A 17,498-nucleotide genomic window follows, 5' to 3' on the forward strand; every position below is an offset into this window, starting at 1 on the left:
AACCACACCGATACCGGAGGTCCTCACCTATCTGTTGTCGCCACGCCGTCCACAACGTCCCTGGCCATTACAGCTAGATCACTCTTCAGTCGCTCCAGTCGGGCCAGGTCCACACTGAGCGGATACGGCAGCAAGTGCCGCTCGATCTTCGCCGGCCCCGGATACACCCAGTGGGGTGCGAAGTCGCCGAGATTCGCTTGCTCGTCTTCACCCAGTGTGTAAGCCTCGCGCCAAGGGTCGCGTGCTGAGAGCATGTCAGCGCCGTGACGGTAAGCGAGATTGCGTCTGACTGCGTGGCCACCGAAGCGGTCGATGCGTCCCTCGCGCTGTTCGAAGTCGACGGGATTTGCTGGGGTGTTCCAGTGTGTGATCGCCGAGCACCACCAGTGGAAATCAATCCCCTCCTGCCCGACGCTTGTACTCGCTAACACGAACGGCCAGAAGGGGCTGTTGAACGATCGTCGTATGTCGGGCTGGCGTACGTTTTCATCAGTGTTGCCGCCCCCGTAGCGAAGCGCGAAGCGGCTTGTCATGCGAATGGGGTCGTCGGGTCGATCCGGGTCGAATGCGCGGTAGATCGACGGTGGCAATGTCAACACAGTCGTGACGGTTTCCGCGATCTCCATCAACGCTCCATCATCCAGCTCGATTCGAGTCTCGCTGACGAGGTGGTGGAGATACTCGTCCATGACCGCTTGCAGGTTTCCTGCCGCGCAATAGCGAAGCACTTTCTGCCAATACGCGCCGCTGTCGTGCAGCTGCTCCAGCAACACGATGGTGCCGGGTCGGTTGAACAAGGTCCGGAAGCCGGCCGCGACAGTCGCCGCGGCACTCCATACGCCTTCATCGGTCACGGCTGGGTGGTCCGCCACGAGCCGATGCAGTGCACGCCATGCGATGTTGCCCGGACTGTGGGCCGCGAGTGCGGCGACGGTTGTTGCTACAGATGCCATCTCGACGTCGGAACCCTCGCGCCAAATGCAGAGCCTCGTCGACGAGTGTGGCAAGGCCGCGCTGACCAGAGATGTCATCGGGATTGGTGAACGAACTGGTGCCGAGGGCTTCGATGATCTGCTTACGACCAGTTGGTCCGCCGTTCAGCAAGGTCGGCGGGAGTGAATCCGAGAGCGTGAGCGCGACACGAGCAGCCTCGGCCACAACGTACTTGGTGGTTCCTGACCGTAGCTCCCGCGTGAGCGTCGCCTCGATGGCGGCGCGAGACACGGGCGCGCGCTCGGACTGCGCCGCAGCCAGCGGGTCAGCACTACTCGCGAGCCCGGGCATCGGCCAGAAAGACGCCAGGGTGGTCATCGATTCGGCCCGTCCGCCCATGACGCTGTAGTTGAGGAGACTTCGCGGGCCGCTTCGTCCGGTGTGCGAGCCGCCCTCGCGCGTAGAATGAAGCGAAGCGGCCGAGCGGCGCGTTGGCTCACCAGGCTTGCAATCGCCGTAGGCATCGCTGACCTTGAGGAAAACACCAGCCGTTTCGTGATCCCCTTGCGCCCAGGGCTCGGCTTAAGGGCCGCTCGGCTCGAGATAGGGCAGCGACGCTGGCATCCAGAGCAGTTGCCACCAGCTGGCGTCGACTGTCTGTCGGGCAAGGGCGCGAAGTTTGCCGTTGCCCAGGTCGACCTTGCCGATACCCGAAGCCGCGGTGGGGTCGAGCCGGGTCAAGGCACGTACCGCGGAACGTATGGACTCGGCGTCGCCGTCCTTGAGCCGCCTCTTGAGCTGCTCGGAGACCTTGTAACCGTCACATTAGTTGGCGAAGTAGAGTGTCGACTTCCACGAGGAGCGTAGGCACCCGTTGCGATCGGCCGGCTGATCTTCGACCGGCGCCGACAATCTACTGGTGAGAGCAGAGTCCCGACCGGAGCCCAGGACGGTTTAGCCGTAGCTTTACGATCCAAAGGCCGAATGCGTTGACCGTGTCTGATTCTTAGGCTAGCACGCACAGAAGTGTCAAAGCGGGCCTGACGGATTGCGTCTCGCGGGTATCCTGTTCCGGTGAAGACAACTGACCTTGCTCAGGTGCGGGCTACGCTCTGGGCCGCTGCCGATGAGTTGCGAGCGAACTCTAAGCTCACACCCGGCCAGTACCGCGACCCAGTGCTGGGCCTGGTGTTCCTCGCATACGCCGAGAACCGGTTCGAGGTTGTCCGGGGTGAGGTCGAGGCCAGGTCCAGCGCGCGCAATCCGGCGACTATCGCCGATTACAAGGCAAAATCAGTTCTGTATGTTCCTCACGAGTCACGCCTCTCTAGCTTGGTGGACCTTCCCGAGGGGGAAGATGTCGGCAAGGCCACCGACGAGGCGATAAAGGCCATCGAGTCAGCCAATCCCGAACTCAAGGACATCTTGCCGCGCGGTTATCAGAAGCTCGAGCGCTCGACACTGATCGATCTGCTGCGACTCTTCGCTCCGCTGCCAACGCAGCTTGAAGGCGACGCCTTCGGTTTTATCTACGAGGACTTTTTATCCAACTTTGCGGCGCAGGAAGGCAAGGGCGGCGGGGAATACTTCACGCCATACTCGATCGTCCGCCTCATCGTCGAGATCCTGCAGCCATTCCAGGGCCGTGTGTTCGACCCCGCATGCGGCTCGGGCGGCATGTTCGTGCAGTGCGCGAAGTTCGTCGAACGTCACCACGATTCGGCCAGCCGCAAGCTCTCCGTCTTCGGCGCGGAGAAGACTGAAGACACCGTTCCACTCGCCAAGATGAACCTCGCCCTTCACGGGCTTTCCGGCGACATCCGCCAGGCCAACAGTTACTACGAGGATCCGCACAACGCTGTGGGTGCTTTCGACTACGTGATGGCCAACCCGCCCTTCAATGTCGACAAGATTAAGAAGGAGCAGTTGGCCGGCGACAAGCGGTTTCCGTTCGGACTGCCAAGGGCCGACAATGGCAACTTCTTGTGGATACAGCAGTTCTATGCGGCCCTCTCATCGAAAGGCCGCGCCGGATTTGTCATGGCCAACTCTGCTGGCGATGCTGGCCACTCCGAGAAGGCAATCCGCAAACAGCTCATCGAGTCCGGGACCGTCGACGTTATGGTCGCGATCAGTTCAAACTTCTTCTACACCGTCACCCTGCCAGTGACACTGTGGTTCCTCGACAAGGCAAAGGCCGGCACACCGCGCGAGGATACGGTGTTGTTCCTCGACGCCCGGCATACCTTCAGGCAGATCGACCGCGCCCACCGCGACTTCGCACCCGCGCAGGTCGAGTTTCTCGCCAATGTCGTCCGCCTTTACCGCGGCGAAGATATTGAGACGAGCTTGGGCAGCGATGTTCTAGTCAAGGAGAGCTTCCCCGACGGTAAGTACGTCGACGTGGGTGGGCTTTGTAAGGTCACAACCCGTGCCGAGATCGGGGTACAGGGCTGGAGTCTTAACCCCGGCCGGTACACGGGGACGGCGGCAGTGGACGAGAGCGACGTCGACTTCATCGGAGATCTCGAAGCTCTGTACGAGGAGTTTACGATGCTGAGCGACGAGGCTGACGTCCTCCGCTCAAAGGTCAATTCCGCTGTACAAGGAATTCTCGACGCATGAGTGAAGTATCCACGGTCGGTGAACTGATCACGACCCTGATCGACTACCGCGGCAAGACACCTCGGAAGACCAGCACAGGGGTTCCCTTGATTACGGCCAAGGTGATCAAGGGGGGCGTCATTCTGGCGCGACCGCGCGAGTACATCGCAGAAGACGACTACGACGCGTGGATGCGACGGGGTTGGCCGGAGAGCGGCGACATCTTGATTACCACTGAAGCGCCGCTGGGAGAGGTCGCTCGTGTGGGAGAAGATGCTCGCATTGCTCTGGCGCAGCGTGTGATTCTTCTTCGACCTGACTCTGATCGAGTCGATCCAAGTTTCATGTTTCACTACTTGCGATCGCCGCAGGCGCAGGCTGCCCTGGGACGGCGCTCGAGCGGAACCACGGTGAGCGGCATACGACAACCTGAACTCAGAGCTCTTGAGGTGCCGCTCATCGATAGGCCAGGCCAAGCCACGGCTGGGGCCATCCTCGATTCTGTCGACGACCTGATTAAGAACAACCGGCGGCGGGTGGAGGTGTTGGAGAAGATGGCGCGGTCCATCTACCGCGAGTGGTTCGTGAAGTTCCGCTACCCCGGACACAGTGAGGTGCCGCTCGTTGACTCCGCTCTCGGGCCGATTCCTGAGGGTTGGGCAATCAGCACGTGCGGTGCCGAGTTAGATTTCATTGGGGGAGGAACCCCTTCCAAGAAGGAGCCTTCCTATTGGAATGACGGATCAGTGTCCTGGTACACGCCCACCGACCTAACACGGGCCGGATGGCGGTATGCGGCCCCGCCCGAAGTACGCATTACCGAATTAGGCGTTGCTAATAGCTCGGCCCGGCTCTTCCCCGCTGGATCTGTCATGATGACCAGTCGCGCGACACTGGGCGTTTTAGCAATCGCAACTACCGAGGCGACAACCAACCAGGGTTTCATCGTTATTCTCCCGGATGAGCGATGGATGTCGGGATTCATCTACGAGTGGCTAGACTCAAAAGCGGACGAGCTTGCAGCACTCGGCACCGGTGCCACCTTCAAAGAGATCACCAAGGGATCGTTCAAGAGTTTTCCGTTCATCGTTCCTGCGCAGCGAATCCTTTACGCGTATCGAGACGTGCTTGAGCCGCTTGAGGAGCAAGTCCATGTCCTTGAGCAGCAGATTCGTAATCTTTTAGTTCTTCGCGACACGCTCTTGCCGAAGCTGGTGGCAGGGCAAATCGATGTGTCGACGCTTGACCTGGATGCGCTGATTCCGACGGGCTCAACCGGCGATAGCACGGTGGCGTGATGTCTCCCACGGGCCCGGAGTACTTGTACGTCGAAAAGCCGAGCATCGAGCTTCTGACTGAGCTGGGTTGGACCCCGTTAGATGCCTTCCAGGAGTCCCTGGGTCCCGAAGGCACGCTGGGCCGTGACTCCCGACGTGACGTTGTGCTCAGCCATCGTCTGCGATTCGCGATGCGCAAGCTTAACCCTGAGCATGTACCCGACACCTCAATAAACGAGGCGATCGATGTGCTGACCAAGGACCGCTCCGTCATGGACCGGGTTAGGGCTAACCGGGAGGTCCATGGGCTGCTGCGTGACGGTTACCGGACAGAGTGGGCCGACGACCGCGGCGAGAAGCAGGTTGAGATGCTGCGCTTCATCGACCTTGCTGCGCCGCTTAACAACGACTTGCTGGCCGTTCAGCAGTTTTGGGTCAAGGGCAACCTGCATAGTCGGCGGCTGGATGTGGCGCTGTTCGTCAACGGAATCCCGTTAGTGCTCATGGAGTTCAAGGAGCCGAATGAGTCGGTCAAAGCGGCATACGATAACAACCTGACTGACTATCGCGACACTATCCCGCAGCTTTTCACGCCAAACTGTTTCGTGCTGTTGTCGAACGGCAGCCAGGCCAAGGTCGGGTCGACGTACTCGCCGTACGAGTTCTTCAACGATTGGAAGGTAATCGACGCCCAGGGGACGCGCGGCGCGATTGCCCTGGAGACCGCGCTGCGTGGCACTTGCGACCCTGTTGCGCTGCTCGATCTTCTTGCGAACTTCGTCGCGTACATGGCGCGCCCCGGTGGGCTGATTAAGGTCATGGCGCGGTCGCACCAATTCCATGGGGTGAATGCTGCGATTGATAACCTGCACCGAGCTCGTGCCGAGCAGGACAAGAGACTCGGCGTTTTCTGGCACACCCAGGGTTCGGGCAAGTCTCTGTCGATGCTGTGGTTCTCCCAAAAGGTGCTGCGTCAGGTGGCTGGCAAGTGGACTTTTGTCATGGTGACAGACCGCAAAGAGCTCGACACTCAGTTGCACGGCGAATTCGCCGATGCAGGGGCAATTTCGCCCGAGGCGCGGGTGCACGCAGAGTCGGTGGCGCACTTGCGTGAACTGCTGGCTGCCGATCACCGGTATGTGTTCACGCTAATCCAGAAGTTCCAGCCCTCTAGAGCTCTGGAGGAGCGGCAGATGTCGGTCCTGTCTTCTCGGTCAGATGTCATCGTCATCACCGACGAAGCACATCGCAGCCAGTACGACACCCTCGCGCTGAACATGCGCACCGCGTTGCCGAATGCGTCCATGATGGGCTTCACAGGAACCCCGTTGATTGCCGGCGAAGATCAGGCCACCAAAGAGCAGTTCGGAGACTACGTCAGCATTTATAACTTTCGCGATGCGATCGATGACGGTGCGACAGTCCCGCTCTACTACGAGAATCGCATCCCAGAGTTGCAGTTGGTGAACTCGAACTTTTCAGAGGAGCTCAACGCCCTGCTGGAGGAAGCGGAACTCGACGAGGACGCCGAGGGCCAGTTGGCGCGTGCGTTTGGCACGCAGTACACGCTGCTAACCCGCCCAGAGCGTCTGAACACCATTGCCAAGGACCTCGTCGCTCACTTCGTGGGTCGTGGGTTCAGCGGCAAGGCAATGTATGTTGGGCTCGACAAGGCTGCCGCCGTGCGGATGTACAACCTCGTCAAGGCGGCCTGGGCGGACCATCTTTCTGACTTGAGGATTCAGCACGATGCACTGCCCGAACTTGAGCGACCGTGGTTGGCCTCTCGCATCGAGTTGATGGAAACGACCGACATGGCGGTCGTAGTCTCGCAGAGCCAGAACGAGCTAAAAATGTTGGACGACCTCGGCCTGGACATCCGGCCGCATCGGGAGCGGATGAACCGCGAGGACCTGGCCGAGAAGTTCAAGGACTACAAAGACCCGTTGCGGCTGGTGTTCGTGTGTGCGATGTGGATGACCGGTTTCGATGCGCCTAGCGTCTCGTCGATCTACCTCGACCGGCCGATGCGCAACCACACGCTTATGCAGACCATCGCTCGCGCCAACCGAGTCTTCCCGGAGAAAGACAATGGGCTGATCGTCGACTACGTCGGGGTTTTCCGGAATCTGGAGAAGGCGCTGGCGATCTACGGGGCCGCGGACGCGGGCGAATCGCCGATCGAGATCATCGATGCACTTGCGGGGGAGTTAGGCGCGGCGGTTAGTGAACTGGTTACCTTCTGTACCGGTTTGGGCGTTGACCTTGTCGCGATGCGCGACGCCGAAGGTTTCGACCACATCGCTAGACGTCACGCCGCTGTCGAAGCACTCCTTGTCGACGAAGAGACTCGAACCGAGTTCCAGCAGCGCGCCCGGCAAGTTCGGAAGCTCTTCAAGGCCCTTCTTCCGAATCCCAAAGCCGCTGCCCATCAGCGCAACGTCGCCGCTGTCAGAGTTCTCGCGGAACGCATCGCTGAGGTCTCGCGTCCACCCAAGGCCGACCTGGGCACCGTTACGGACGCAGTTGATGCCCTACTCGACAGATCTGTTGGTGCCGAGGAGTACGTAATCCGGGCCGCTGCCGAGGGAACCAAGCCAGATCCGCTGATCGATCTGTCGCAGATCGATTTCGAGGGCCTAGCAGCCAGGATCGCCGGCCGGAAACGAGCAGAAACCGACAGGCTGGCTCAACTGCTGCGACAGCAGTCCATCGCGGCGGCCTCTCGTAACCCGACTCGCTATGAGCTAGTTGAGCGAATCGAGAAGTTAATCAGTGATTACAACGCAGGCAGCGTGAACACCGATGAGTACCTTCGCCGACTAATCGAACTCTCCAAAACACTAACGGTCGAAGAAGAGCGCTCGGCACGTGAAGGCTTGACCGAGGAAGAGCTAGCGATCTTCGACCTGCTGACCCAGCCTGATCCAGTGCTTACTGACGAGGAGCGAGATACGGTCAAGGCCAGCGCGAAGAAGGTGTTGGATCGTCTGCACGACAAATTGGTCCAGGACTGGCGTCGCAAAGTTGATGTAAAGAATGATGTCGACAGCACTATTCGGCGGGTCCTCGACCGTGAGCTACCCGAGGTGCCCTATACGCCTCGGATCTTCACCTCCAAGGTGCAGCTGGTCCTTGATCACGTCCTCACGGCTTATGGGGATGACGGCGAGAGTGCGTACTCACCCAAAGTCGACTTCCAGTGGTCGGCCCAGCCGGTTGCCTTCGACGGTCCTTTGGACGTGAGCAGAATCGCCGACGACGTGGTTGCACGCATCCATGTTGACCCTCGCTTCGCTGCGCAGGTGGCGGCGCAACTAGGCGCTTTTGACTCGCGGTAGGGCGTATCAGGCACGCGAGCCCGTATAAGTCGGCGACTGTCGTGTTTCTACTTGAAATGATGGCCAGCACTAAGTTGGACGGTAATCAGAGGTGAAATTATTACACTCGTGACCTAGTCTCGACGATTCAGGCGGAACTCCCAGGTTTCGTCGATAACTAATCGCGGGGATTATGGCTCACGGTGAATGAGACACACTATCCCAGAAGTTATGTCAGTGGATATAGTGGCGCGATAATCCGTCGAGTCGAATTAAGTGTTGGTCGGCAATCGGGCTCCTGCCTCGAACGTGAATGCTGCCTCCGAGGGCGATCAGTTGTCTGAGGCAGCATCGGCGATGAGATGGCGGATTTGGTTCAGTGATGTACCGTCCGACGTCCTCCACGCGTACCAGCCGTCGTATGAAACGATATCGGCAGCTGCAATAGCGGCTCCTGATGGGCTGTAGAAATTGCGGCCGTCGGGGAGACTGATCTGCCCATCGGCATCCAATGTCGCAGAGTAGCTCGTTCCCTTCTTCGGCCGATCCCAGGTTAATTGCGCGGGGCCGCCCAGCCATTCGACCACCTGAGACAGTGACACTTCCCTGAAGTCAAGTCCGCCGTGAGCTGCATCGTGCGCATTGGCGCGACCAGAGGTGGGCGCGATGAGGTGAGACACTTCCGGCTCGGTCTCCGGCTCGACATTGAGGAACCGGCGCGATGAGTCGTCGGTATAGAACGCAACCCGAATGACGGCGATCGGCACGTTATGTGAGGTGAGGAAAGACATAGCCTCTGCGGTGCGGGTGTCGAAGTCTCGTGCGACCAGTAACACTCGCGCGTCGGGATTAACCCTGACAACCGTGTCACTATCGACGAACTCGTTCCAGTCATCCCAGAACAGTCCGGGGCCCCCGTGGTACATGCCGGCCAACTCGTCGAGGTTGCTGTTTCTAGCCCATCCCGCATACTCGAGGGCTTGAGCAAGTTGTTCACGGTCGACGTTGCGTTTCACCTCGATCACAACGACACGGCCCGTGGCGTCGAGGGCGATTACGTCCGGCCGATTCTTGTTCGGCAATGTCGGTTGGCGCGCAACACGGAACAGATTGTCACCGGAGATTTCCTCCAGGTTGTTCCACAGAAGCTCTTCGATCTCCTTCTCGTAGACCCCGGGACCGACGGCCTGACGCCGAATGGGAATCAAGCCGCCGCCGGTCAGATCAAAAATGGGCATGTCTGCTCCTCACGTCATCTTTGGGTCGATGCTGCCATAAGGACCTGAATCGGGGTCGCCGTTCGGGTTCACGAAGTTGCGAGGACAAGCGGTAGTTGATAGCAAGATTTTGGTACCTGTAGGACGGACGGCGTGTGCAAACGATGGGCGCAGTCGGTTTTGGGCTGCTTGCGCAGCATGCCCCAATGCGACCGTCGTGCCTCTCATCCGTGAAACTCAGTCCGCCCCCGTCGTAGCCCCCAGCAGATCCCTCACCGTGTTGGCGACGGAGATGAACTCCGGCTTCTCCATCGTCGCGCTGTACTCCCGGTGCACCGGGAGGTCCACATCGAGGATATCCACGATCCGCCCCGGCCGCGGGCTCATGACGACCACCCGGTTGGCGAGGTAGACGGCCTCGGCGACGGAGTGGGTGACCAGCATGACCGTCGTCCCGGTCTCGCGCCAGATACGGTGAAGTTCGACGTTCATCTTCTCGCGGGTGAGGGCGTCGAGGGCGCCGAAGGGTTCGTCCATCAGCAGCACCTCTGGCTCGTGCAGCAGCGCCCGGCACAGCGAGACGCGTTGCTGCATGCCGCCGGACAGTTCGTGGGGGAGTGCTCCCTCGAAGCCCGTCAGGCCGGTCATCTCGATCAGCTGGTCGGCCTTCGCTGCGGCGGCCTTCTTGTTCATGCCACGCATCTCGCCCTGGAGCAGGATGTTCTTGCGGACGGTGCGCCACTCCAGCAACGCGGCGCGCTGGAAGACGTAGCCGATGTTGCGCTGTGGTCCCTTCACCTCGCGGCCGGCCAGCTCGACAGACCCGCGGGAGGCGCCGGTCAGACCGGCGACCACCTTGAGCAGTGTGGACTTGCCACAGCCCGACGGGCCGGCGATGGAGACGAACTCGCCCCTGCCGACCTTCAGGTCGACGTCGGACAATGCGGTGACGTCGCCACGCTTGGACGAGAACTGGACGGTGAGGTTGTCGACCGAGACGGCGGTGTCGGTGACGGTGGTGGGGCGTTCGTGGGTGATGGCGCTCATGTCGTCGTTCATTCCTTGCTGGAGGTGAAGGAGGAGTCCCAGTACTTCGACGGCTCGGCTCCGACCTCCGTCAGCCCGGCGTCACCGAGGATCGAGATGGTGTTGGTCCAGTCCTCCTCGGCGTTGACGCCCGGTGCCTGGCCCTCGGTGTTGGCGGTGGTGAGCAGCGGGATGGTCTCCTGCCACTGCTGCAGCAGCACCGACTCCGGCGGAGTCTGCGGGTCCTTGCCCACCATGGCCTTCACGGCTTCTTCGGGGTTGGCGATGGCGGCCTCGAAGGACTCGGTGGTGGCGTCGACCATGGCCTGCACCAGTTCCGGGGAGCTCTCGATGGTGGAGGTGTTGGCGATCAGGCCGTTGCTGAAGAAGTTCAGGCCTTCGTCGGAGTAGCGGAGGTAGCGCATCTCGCGGCCCGACTTGTTCGCGATGTTCGGCCCCTGGTCGTGCGCGAAGCCGATGAGGCCGTCGACCTGGCCGGACAGCATCGCGGCGATCTTGCCCGCGGAGTCGAGGCTCTGCTGCTGCACCTGGTCCTCGGGGACGCCGGCGCGGTCGAGGAAGATCGGGAACGTCGTGGTGGGTGCGTCACCGGCGGAGACGGCGATGGTCTTGCCGGCGAGATCGGCCGTGGTCTGGATGGGACCGTCGGCGTAGACCTGGACGGCGGACGGCGTCGTCTGCAGGAAGACGCCCAGGCTCTTCACCTTCACGCCCTTGTCGATGTTCGACATGACGGCGGCGGAGTCGGCCCAGCCGAAGTCCGTCTGGTTCGAGCCGGCGGCCTGGGCGGTCTTGGTCGAGCCCTGGCCCGCGGTGATGGTGAGGTCGATGCCGTGCTTGGCGAAGATCCCCTCCTGCACGCCGTAGTAGAACGGTGCGTGCTCGCCGTAGGGGTACCAATTGAGCATCAGCGACGTCGCGGTGGTCTCGCCGTCGGCTCCGGGAGCCTTCTCCGCACCGCCACCGCCGCCGCCACATCCGGCGAGAGCGAGGGACGCGGCTACCGCAGCCACGAGGGCAGTCTTGAGCTTCATGGAAGTCTTCTTTCGAGGAGGTGTGGGTGAGGCAGCCGGGTCACACTGCGCCGACGGACGCAGTGGAGCGGCGCGATGCATGCCAGGGGATGAGGAACTTCTCGGCGATCTCGATGACGAGGAACAGCAGGATGCCGAGCAGAGACATGATGATGAGAGCGGCGAACAGCATTGCGGTGTCGATGTTTCCGTTCGCCTGGAGGATCACGTAGCCGAGTCCCTCGTTGGCGCCGACGAACTCACCGACCACCGCACCGGTCACGGCGAGCGTCGCAGCGATCTTGAGGCCGGACATCAGCTGCGGCAGCGAGGCGGGGAAGCGCACCTTGCAGAACGTCTTCCACTTGCTCGCACCCATCGTGGACGTGAGTTCGAGGATCTCCGGGTCGACGGATCGCAGGCCCGCCATGCCGGCGATGACGATGGGAAAGAAGGCCATGAGGACGGCGACCAGGATCTTGGGGCTGGCGCCGAAGCCGAGCCACACGACGAACAGTGGTGCGATGGCGATCTTCGGGATGACCTGAGCGAAGAGGATCAGCGGGTACATCGTCTTCTCGATCGACGACGAATAGATCATCACCACCGCGACGGCGATGCCGACCAGGCCGGCGATGACGAAGCCCGCGATGGTCTCGTAGGTGGTCACCCAGGTGTGTCCGGCGAGGTAGGACGCGTTGTCCACCATCGTCGACCAGGTGTCACCGGGGGACGGAAGGATGTAGGGCGCAACCAGTTCGGTGGTCGTGACCGCCCACCACGCGACGACGAGCGCAGCCACGAGAGCGAGAGGCCGCCACAAGCCGGACCAGGTGTTGCGGAACGAGGGAAACCGTCGACGACGCGTCGGCGCGGGATGCGGTGCCGACCGTGCAGCGAGTGGGGCCTCGACCGACGTTGTTACCGCCATGAGGAGTCCTAAGGCTAGTAGTGGTGCGGGTCCGACTACTCCCGCTGGAATGCGCTTTCCGAAGCTGCGGCCGAATCTAATGTGATCGCGCCCACAGTGTCAAGGAAAACGGACAACTACCTGCTCAGGTCGCTGCTCGCGCGCAGGACGACCGTTCCCGGTGCGTACTCGTGCGCGTCGAGGGCGCGGTCGGACGGGTCGAGCGCGAGCTGCACGGCGCGCTCGCCGATGTCGACGAGCGACAGTGCGACCGTCGACAAGCTCGGAACGTGATCCCGCAGGGTGGGGATGTCGTCGAAACCCGCGACGCAGACGTCGTCGGGGACGCTCAGACCCAGCTCACGCCACGCGGCGATGGCTCCGATGGCCATGACGTCGGTGACGGCGAAAACGCACGGGGGAGTGCCGTGACCGGGCGTCAGTTCCAAGGCTGCGGCGAGGCGTCGGGCTGCGCTGTATCCGCCGTCGCGGGAGAAGTCGCCGGCCACCTCGATCTCCGGAGTGATGCCGTGGCGGCACAATGCTTCGACAAATCCGTTGCGACGGTCCGCGGACGTGCGGATGTTGCCAGGGCCGCCGATGATGGCGAAGCGCCGATGGCCGTGCTCGTACAGTGCCTCAGCCAATACTGCTGATGCCGAGTGGTTTTCGGGCTCGACGGCCGCGCCGAACGGCATGGGCTGGCCGATGACGACGACGCGGCCGCCGTTGTCCCGATAGGCCTCGAATTCCCGTTCCAGGGCGCGGTCGAGGTCGCCGCTCTGCCTCGACCCGGCCAGGATGATGGCGTCGGCACGGTGGGAGATGAACGTACTCACCGACTGCCGCTCGATGGCGAAGTCGCGCTCGGTGCTCGCCAGCAGCACGAGTTTTCCGGCATCACGCGCCTCGTTTTGCACGCCGCGGACGATGGAGGAGAAGTAGGGGTCGGCGACGTCGTGCACGACGAGACCGATCAGCCCGGTCGACGAGCGTGCCAAGGCCTGGGCCTGGGCATTTGCGATGTAGCCGAGATCGGCTGCGGCGGCGCGTACTCGGTCGGCCACACCCTCACCGGGCACTCTCGACGAGCCATTGAGAACCCGTGATGCCGTGGCCTGGGAGACGCCGGCCGCTGCTGCCACGTCACGCAATCGCACTGCCGCCATGCTCGCCACCCCCACGAAATCGTTGCGGTCTGCCGGTGCCTGTTGACCGATCGACCTCGACAGCATAGCTTGGAAAGCGCATTCCGAAGCTGACTTGCCCCTCGACGCGTGCAGGACTTTCCGCCGCACCGTCTCCCGAGGCCCTCGCGCGCCTCAACTCCCTCGGTCGTGCACTCTTCAGACCTGGCTGCCGAGCAGTCAGAAAGGCCATTCGATGTCTCACCCCAACCGAACCCTGCGCATCGCCATGAACGGCGTCACCGGTCGCATGGGCTACCGTCAGCACCTTCTGCGTTCCATCCTCCCGATCCGTGACGCCGGCGGTTTGCTGCTCGCGGACGGCTCGCGCGTCCAGGTCGAGCCGGTGCTCGTCGGTCGCAACGAGGCGAAGCTGCAGGAACTTTGCGCTCAGCACAGCATCGCCGAGTACACCACCGACGCCCAGTCGGTCATCGACGATGCGTCGATCGACATCTACTTCGACGCCCAGGTGACCTCGCGTCGCGCAGAGGCACTGTCGTCGGCGATGAAGGCCGGCAAGCACATCTTCACGGAGAAGCCGACTGCCGAGACGCTGACCCAGGCCATCGAACTGGCCCGCATCGGGCAGAACGCGGGCGTCACGGCCGGCGTCGTCCACGACAAGCTCTACCTTCCCGGGCTGGTGAAGCTGAAGCGACTGGTCGACGAGGGCTTCTTCGGACGCATCCTCTCGCTGCGTGGCGAGTTCGGCTACTGGGTCTTCGAGGGCGACGGCCAACCTGCACAGCGGCCCAGCTGGAACTACCGCGCCGAGGACGGCGGCGGCATTGTCGTCGACATGTTCTGCCACTGGAACTACGTGCTCGAGGGCATCCTCGGCAAGGTCGAGACCGTCACCGCCAAGGCCACCACCCACATTCCGACGCGGTGGGACGAGCAGGGCAACGAGTACGCCGCCACCGCCGACGACGCCGCGTACGGCATCTTCGAGATGCAGAACGGGGTTGTCGCGCAGATCAACTCGTCGTGGGCTGTGCGAGTGTTCCGCGACGAGCTGGTCGAGTTCCAGGTGGACGGCACTCACGGCTCCGCAGTGGCGGGACTGCGCAACTGCGTCGCCCAGCATCGTTCGCACACTCCGAAGCCCGTGTGGAACCCCGACCTGCCCGTCACCGAGCCCTTCCGCGACCAGTGGCTCGACGTCCCGGCCAACGCCGATCTGGACAACGGCTTCAAGCTGCAGTGGGAGGAGTTCCTGCGCGACGTCATCGCCGAGCGTCCGCACCGCTACGGCCTGCTGTCCGCCGCGCGAGGTGTCCAGCTGGCGGAGCTCGGCCTGCGCAGTTCCACGGAGGGCCGCCGCCTCGACGTGCCGGAGATCTCGCTGTGACCGCCGTCGACTCGCGCCTGACCATCGCTCTACCGGGCCACGGCGCGTATCAGTTGGGGGAGCCTGGTGAGTGGACGAAGCCCACCTCCCCGATCACCTCGCGCATCGCCTATGCGGCAGCACATGTCATTCCGCGTACGACGGGTGACAACACCCCCGGCGCACCGGCCGACATCGACTGGGACGCCACCCTCGCCTACCGGCACGAGCTGTGGTCCTACGGGCTCGGAGTCGCCGACGCCATGGACACCGCGCAGCGCGGCATGGGTCTCGACTGGGCGGCCACCGCCGAGCTGATCCGACGATCGGGTGCCGAGGCTGCACGGGTCGGTGGGCTACTCGCCTGCGGGGCCGGGACGGACCAGCTCGACCTGACGACGCTGCCGTCGGGTCGGGGCGGTCTCGACCGTGTCCTCGACGCCTACCGTGAGCAGATCGCCGTGGTGCGGGAGTCGGGCGCGAAGGTGATCATCATGGCCTCGCGTGCGCTGGCGCGGGTGGCGTCATCACCCGACGACTACCTGTCTGTCTACTCGACGCTGCTCGACGAGGTCGGCGAGCCCGTCGTGTTGCATTGGCTCGGAACGGTGTTCGACCCTGCGCTCGAGGGTTATTGGGGAAGCGCGTCCGTGGACGAGGCGACCGCAACGTTCCGTGGTCTGATCGACGCGCACGCCGCCAAGGTCGACGGTGTGAAGGTGTCGCTGCTAGACGCTCAGCATGAGATCGCCCTGCGCGCAGCTCTGCCCGACGGAGTGCGTCTGTACACCGGGGACGACTTCAACTATCCGGAGCTCATCATGGGCGACGGTGAATATCACTCCGATGCGCTGCTCGGCATCTTCGCCGGCATCTACCCCGCGGCGTCCACGGCGTTGCAGGAGCTCGATCGCGGCAATACAGCCCGGGCCGAGGAAATCCTGCGGTCGACGCAGGGACTGGGTCGACACATCTTCGCGGCACCCACCTACTACTACAAGACCGGCATCGCGTTCCTGTCGTGGTTGAACGGGAAGCAGCCCGGCTTCTCGATGGTCGGCGGGTTGGCGTCGGGTCGCAGTGTGGAGCACTTGACGCATTTGTTTGTCCTGGCGGATCGTGCTGGGCTGCTGGCAGACCCGGCCTTGGCCGTGCACCGGATGGGCGTGTACCTGGAGCTGAACGGGGTGTCGGCATGAGTCTCGAGCGCCTGTCTCTCAACACCAAGACGGTGAACAACTGGACCTTGAAGGAAGCTGTGGAGGGTGCGGCGCGAGCGGGGCTCGGCGCTATCGGGCCGTGGCGTGACCGTGTGCAGGAAGCCGGGGTCACGGAGTCGGCGAAGATGGTCTCCGATGCTGGGCTGCGCGTGTCGACCCTGTGCCGCGGCGGATTTCTCACGGCCATCGACGACGACGGGCTCGACGACAACCGACGGGCGCTCGACGAGGCGGCCGAGCTCGGGGCTCCCGAGCTGGTGATGGTGATGGGCGGAATCCCGGACCGTGATCTGATCGGTGCGCGGGCACGGGTGTCCGAGAGGCTCGCCGAGTTGGTGCCGTACGCGCTGGAGCGCGGTGTGCGAATAGCGTTGGAGCCGCTGCACCCGATGTTCGTGGCCGATCGGGCGGTGATCTCGACGCTGGGTCAGGCGCTGGCCATGGCGGAGCCGCATCCGGTGGAGGCGGTGGGCGTCGTCGTCGACACGTTTCATGTGTGGTGGGACCCCGACCTCGAGGCGCAGATCAAGATCGCGGGAGAGCGGGGCCGCATCAGCTCGTACCAGGTGTGCGACTGGCTCGTCCCGATGGAAGCCGACCCCCTCCTGTCCCGCGGGATGATGGGCGACGGGGTGATCGACTTCGCCACCATCGGGCGGTGGGTCGAGGAGGCCGGCTACCGCGGTGATGTGGAGGTGGAGATCTTCAACGCGGCTGTCTGGGCGGCGGATGGGGATCAGGTGATCGGGACGATGGTGGATCGGTACCGGGATCTGGTGGCGATGGGGTGAACGTGGGTGCAGCGGGGGTCCGCCGCCTCGTCGACCACCCGTCACTGCCTGCGCTGGTTCGGAGTCGCGGGGCGCGCGACGGGGACAACCTGCAACAGCTCGTCCAGTCCGATGTAGGCGTTGGGGTTTGTGGTGTACAGCGGCAACCCCGCGGCAATGCCGGTCGAGGCGATCATCAGGCACCCGTCGGTGCAGTCGTCGATACGCGCGTCGTTGGTGTCATCTGTCGAGGACAAGTTTCTACGCGGAATGCTGTGCAGCGGGCGCACGGTCTTCCCGCGCGGGAACCCCGTCAGGTCGCCAGTCGGAACGCCCGAGCCCGTCCAGCGAGGAAGAAGGGGATCGCGGTGCCGATCCCCACGGTAACGGTCATGAATAGCGTTGCCCACCACCATCGGCGGATTCCGAGTCGACCCGACTTCGGCAGCGCCCACGCGTGGAACGCGACGACGACGAGAATCAGATCGACCATCGCGAACTTTCCGGGCACCGTCGACCAGATCTTGCCGACGAAGAAGTCTGCCACCGAGCGGGTGCCGTGCTCTCGGACGTAGGGGATCGCGATGGCGTTCTGAGCGACGCCGGCCACTGCGGCAATAGCTATCAGGCGGCGCTCCTCGGACACGGTCACGGGGCTCCTTCGATC

General features: G+C 62.9%; 14 protein-coding genes. 6 read left to right on the forward strand and 8 right to left on the reverse strand.

Annotation, left to right across the window (positions count from 1 at the left end; genetic code table 11):
- Positions 1-23 precede the first annotated feature (23 nt).
- Positions 24-953 (reverse strand): P-loop NTPase family protein, encoded by a 930-nt coding sequence (locus AC0IX4_RS20270; RefSeq protein WP_471830743.1) that lies wholly within the window; start codon positions 951-953, stop codon positions 24-26.
- A gap of 1,054 nt (positions 954-2,007) precedes the next feature.
- Here AC0IX4_RS20270 and AC0IX4_RS20275 point away from each other — a divergent pair.
- From AC0IX4_RS20275 to AC0IX4_RS20285, 3 genes are read left to right on the forward strand one after another with little or no spacing between them, the layout of a single operon-like run.
- On the forward strand, positions 2,008-3,558 hold the full coding sequence (locus tag AC0IX4_RS20275; RefSeq protein ID WP_471830745.1) for a type I restriction-modification system subunit M: 1,551 nt from the start codon (positions 2,008-2,010) through the stop codon (positions 3,556-3,558).
- Positions 3,555-4,835, forward strand: coding sequence for a restriction endonuclease subunit S (locus AC0IX4_RS20280; protein ID WP_471830746.1), 1,281 nt, complete (start codon positions 3,555-3,557; stop codon positions 4,833-4,835). Before AC0IX4_RS20275 ends, AC0IX4_RS20280 begins: the two co-directional genes overlap by 4 nt.
- Entirely contained in the window at positions 4,835-8,155 is a 3,321-nt protein-coding gene (locus tag AC0IX4_RS20285) for a type I restriction endonuclease subunit R (protein WP_471830748.1), read from the forward strand. Before AC0IX4_RS20280 ends, AC0IX4_RS20285 begins: the two co-directional genes overlap by 1 nt.
- Before the next feature lie 311 nt (positions 8,156-8,466).
- Here the strand turns inward: AC0IX4_RS20285 and AC0IX4_RS20290 are convergent, their stop codons facing one another.
- From AC0IX4_RS20290 to AC0IX4_RS20310, 5 genes are all read right to left on the reverse strand, one after another.
- Entirely contained in the window at positions 8,467-9,372 is a 906-nt protein-coding gene (locus AC0IX4_RS20290; protein ID WP_471830749.1) for a restriction system modified-DNA reader domain-containing protein, read from the reverse strand.
- 216 nt (positions 9,373-9,588) lie between these two features.
- Positions 9,589-10,398, reverse strand: a complete 810-nt coding sequence (locus AC0IX4_RS20295; protein WP_471830750.1) for an ABC transporter ATP-binding protein — start codon at positions 10,396-10,398, stop codon at positions 9,589-9,591.
- Positions 10,399-10,406: 8 nt separating this feature from the next.
- Entirely contained in the window at positions 10,407-11,432 is a 1,026-nt protein-coding gene (locus AC0IX4_RS20300; RefSeq protein ID WP_027504834.1) for an ABC transporter substrate-binding protein, read from the reverse strand.
- 40 nt (positions 11,433-11,472) lie between these two features.
- Positions 11,473-12,342 carry an ABC transporter permease gene (locus AC0IX4_RS20305; RefSeq protein WP_042572922.1) on the reverse strand — a complete coding sequence of 290 codons (870 nt, stop codon included), beginning with the start codon at positions 12,340-12,342 and terminating at the stop codon, positions 11,473-11,475.
- Positions 12,343-12,458: 116 nt separating this feature from the next.
- The gene (locus tag AC0IX4_RS20310) at positions 12,459-13,490 is read right to left on the reverse strand and encodes a LacI family DNA-binding transcriptional regulator (RefSeq protein ID WP_471830752.1); all 1,032 of its coding nucleotides are present in this window, start codon (positions 13,488-13,490) and stop codon (positions 12,459-12,461) included.
- 214 nt (positions 13,491-13,704) lie between these two features.
- Between AC0IX4_RS20310 and AC0IX4_RS20315 the strand changes: the two genes are divergently transcribed.
- From AC0IX4_RS20315 to AC0IX4_RS20325, 3 genes are read left to right on the forward strand one after another with little or no spacing between them, the layout of a single operon-like run.
- Entirely contained in the window at positions 13,705-14,862 is a 1,158-nt protein-coding gene (locus tag AC0IX4_RS20315) for a Gfo/Idh/MocA family protein (protein ID WP_471830754.1), read from the forward strand.
- On the forward strand, positions 14,859-16,040 hold the full coding sequence (locus AC0IX4_RS20320) for a dihydrodipicolinate synthase family protein (protein WP_471830755.1): 1,182 nt from the start codon (positions 14,859-14,861) through the stop codon (positions 16,038-16,040). Before AC0IX4_RS20315 ends, AC0IX4_RS20320 begins: the two co-directional genes overlap by 4 nt.
- Entirely contained in the window at positions 16,037-16,852 is an 816-nt protein-coding gene (locus AC0IX4_RS20325; RefSeq protein ID WP_471830756.1) for a sugar phosphate isomerase/epimerase family protein, read from the forward strand. The genes AC0IX4_RS20320 and AC0IX4_RS20325 overlap by 4 nt, the downstream gene beginning before the upstream one ends.
- 41 nt (positions 16,853-16,893) lie before the next feature.
- Here the strand turns inward: AC0IX4_RS20325 and AC0IX4_RS20330 are convergent, their stop codons facing one another.
- Both AC0IX4_RS20330 and AC0IX4_RS20335 read right to left on the reverse strand, forming a co-directional pair.
- Entirely contained in the window at positions 16,894-17,088 is a 195-nt protein-coding gene (locus AC0IX4_RS20330) for a hypothetical protein (RefSeq protein WP_471830757.1), read from the reverse strand.
- A 56-nt stretch (positions 17,089-17,144) separates the two neighbouring features.
- Complete coding sequence (locus tag AC0IX4_RS20335) at positions 17,145-17,483, reverse strand: DUF2834 domain-containing protein (protein ID WP_471830758.1); 339 nt, start codon at positions 17,481-17,483, stop codon at positions 17,145-17,147.
- Positions 17,484-17,498: the final 15 nt, after the last annotated feature.

This window comes from Rhodococcus sp. AC861, assembly GCF_979256035.1.